Raw genomic sequence first — 3,167 nt, 5'->3', positions numbered from 1 at the left:
GCAGATACATTGAAAAAGGAATGAAACATAAGATTTTATAATTTTTTATAGATTTTTATAAGTTTTCAGTAACGGTAGTTATGAAGAAAATAGTAGTATTAGATGGAAAGACATTGGGGAATGTTGATTATATTAAGCTTAATGAGTTTGGACAAGTAATTTACTATGATAACACATTAGAAGATGAAGTATCAGAAAGAATAAAAGATGCAAATATAATATTGACCAATAAAGTCATATTAAATAAAAAAAATTTAAAAGAAGCAGAAAATGTTGAATTAATATGTGAAATGGCTACCGGTTATAATAACATAGATATAGAATATGCGTTAAAAAGAAATATTGCAGTTACTAATGTTGCTGGATATTCAACTAACACTGTTGCACAACATACATTTGCAATGCTTCTTTATTTATACAATAACTTGAATTATTATGATAGATTCGTGAAGAGTGGAGAATATTCTAAATCAGGTATGTTTACCAATCTTGATGTTACTTATAATGATTTATGTGGAAAAGTATGGGGGATAGTAGGTCTTGGTGCTATAGGTAAAAGGGTTGCAAGAATAGCACAGACTTTTGGTGCAAGGGTTTTATATTATTCAACATCAGGACAGAATTCAAATTCTGATTTTGCAAGAGTAGATTTTGATGAATTATTAAAAGAATGTGATGTGATTTCAATACATGCTCCATTAAACGATAAAACAAAGGGATTATTTAATTATGAGGCTTTTAGTAAAATGAAGAAGAATTGTATATTAATTAATGTTGGTAGAGGGCCTATAGTTATTGATAAAGACCTTGCACAAGCTATTGAGGAAGAAATAATTGGTGGAGCAGCATTAGATGTGTTTGATGTTGAACCATTAAATGTAGATAATCCACTTATGAGAGTGAGAAATAAGGATAGATTATTATTGACACCTCATGTGGCATGGGCAAGTGTAGAGGCTAGAAATAGGCTTTTTGATGATATGCTTGAAAATATAAGTGCATATTATAGAGGTGAAAGAAGGAATAGAATAGTTTAATTCAGTTGATAGTTGAAAGTTGTGTAGTATTTTGTGTATACAAAATATTTAATTTAAAAGCAATAGATTGCGTATGCACAATCTATTGCTTTTATAAAAAGATATAAGTTTTTCTGAATTAAACTGTTAACTTTTACTTGTTACCTGTTACCTGCCTAAAGTGCATATTTAATTATAGCTTTAAGAACACCGTGATTAATATTACTTTCAGCTATATATTTTCCATATTGTTTCATATCTTCAGGAGCATTTTCCATAACAAAGCTATACTCACAACTAGAAAGCATTTCTATGTCATTATAATAATCTCCAAATGCTATGGTTTCTTCTTTTGAAATATTATAAGTTTTCATTAATGATTTTAAGGCAACACCTTTGTTAACTCCATTATTTGAAATATCTATCCATATACTACCCGAACCTACAACATGTAATTTTCCTTGGAATTTTGGTTTGAAAATATTGTTAAGGTTGTCTAATGAATTGTGTAAATTACATATTGAAATTTTTATTATATCATCAGATATTTTTGATAAGTCATTTACAACTTCAAGATTAGTATAATATTTTTTTATTTCATTTAAGTGTTCTTCTGAGGATGCATTTGTATAGGCACAATTTTCAGCACATAAAATAATTGCATTTCCTTCAATATTATTTGATGTTTCTATTATTTCATTAACTAAGGCAGGAGCAATAATGCTTTTATAGATAGTTTTATTATTATCAATAACTAAAGAACCATTTTCACAGATAAATGATAAATATCTGCTCATTGAACCAAAGTTTGTTTTAAGAGTATAGTAAGGACGTCCACTTGCAACAACGAATTTAATGTTCTTATTTTTAAGGCAATCTAATATTTCTGCAAAACCATCTGGTAATAATCCATTTTCATCTAATAATGTTCCATCCATATCTGTTACGATTAGTTTTATCATTAAAGTTATCCTCCATTATACAGTTTAAGTACAAGCTAATCATAACATATATTAAAATTATTATGAAGTTTAAGAAATAGAATAATTAATTATGAGGTAAGTTCAATAAAAAACCTAAGTATGGTAAGATAATAATATGGAATAAGTATAATAGGATATTATGTTTGATTATAAAGGAGACGAAATATATGAAATTTGCATTAGATGTACATACTCATACAATTGCAAGCGGCCATGCTTATTCAACACTAATGGAAAATGCAAAGGCGGCTTCAGAAAAGGGAATAAAGGTATTAGGTACAACAGAACATGGATGTGCTATGCCCCATGCTCCACATATATGGTATTTTAATAACTATAAGGTTCTTCCAAGAGAAATGTTTGGGGTTACTATGCTTTATGGTGTAGAAGCTAATATTAAAGATTACGAAGGAAATCTTGATATGGATGACAGTATATTAAGTCAGATGGATGTTGTTATAGGAAGTATTCATGCTGGAGCTGTATTTGAAGTTGGAAGCATAGAAGAAAATACGAGAGCATTTATAAAAACAATAGAAAGTGGAAAGGTTGATATTTTAGGACATATAGGAAATCCTCAAGCTCCTATTAACTTTGAAGAAGTTATTAAGTGCGCTAAAGAACATAGTGTATTAATAGAAATAAATAATAGCTCTTTTACTACATCTAGAGTGGGGAGTTTAGAAAACTGTAGTAAAGTAGCTTCTATATGCAAAAAGCTCGGCGCAAAAATAATAATAAATAGTGATGCTCATTTTTGCACTAAAATAGGTGAATTTAAGGAAGCATGCAGTATGCTTGAATCAATTAATTTTCCAGAAGAATTAATAATTAATAAAGAGCCAAAAAAGTTTTTGAAATTATTACAAAGTAAGGGGAGATTAAAAGATATTAATCTATAGAAATAGAAAAATTAGTGAATTTAAATATTAATAATATAAAATGGATGTTAATCAAATATTCTTTGGAATATTTATGTTTATCATCCATAAATATATTTTGAATAAAAAATAATAAAATACTATAAAAAATTAAATTTCCTAATAGTAAACGATATTATAAATTTAAAAAATAAAAAAGTATAAAAAAATTCAGCTCTAAAGAGTAAAAATATTTCGAGCAAATAAATTCCGAAAATGTAATAATTATAGTAAAATTATATAGAGAT

Annotated in this window: 3 protein-coding genes; 2 read left to right on the top strand and 1 reads right to left on the bottom strand. The window is 27.3% G+C overall.

Annotation, left to right across the window (positions count from 1 at the left end):
- The first annotated feature begins 80 nt into the window (after positions 1 to 80).
- Positions 81 to 1,037: a D-2-hydroxyacid dehydrogenase gene (locus HF850_RS15260; protein WP_169106268.1), complete on the top strand. Its 957-nt coding sequence runs from the start codon at positions 81 to 83 to the stop codon at positions 1,035 to 1,037.
- 155 nt (positions 1,038 to 1,192) lie between these two features.
- Here the strand turns inward: HF850_RS15260 and HF850_RS15255 are convergent, their stop codons facing one another.
- Positions 1,193 to 1,978 (bottom strand): HAD family hydrolase, encoded by a 786-nt coding sequence (locus HF850_RS15255; protein ID WP_169106267.1) that lies wholly within the window; start codon positions 1,976 to 1,978, stop codon positions 1,193 to 1,195.
- 188 nt (positions 1,979 to 2,166) lie between these two features.
- Here HF850_RS15255 and HF850_RS15250 point away from each other — a divergent pair, with 188 nt between their 5' ends.
- A complete protein-coding gene (locus HF850_RS15250) occupies positions 2,167 to 2,901 on the top strand; it encodes a phosphatase (protein ID WP_169106266.1) in 735 nt (244 codons plus the stop codon).
- Positions 2,902 to 3,167 lie beyond the last annotated feature (266 nt).

The sequence above is a fragment of the Clostridium sp. SM-530-WT-3G genome (genome assembly GCF_012843905.1).
Lineage (GTDB): Bacteria > Bacillota > Clostridia > Clostridiales > Clostridiaceae > Clostridium.
The sequence above is the reverse complement of the archived record's forward strand: the minus strand, read 5'-3'. Positions and strand labels throughout refer to the sequence as shown.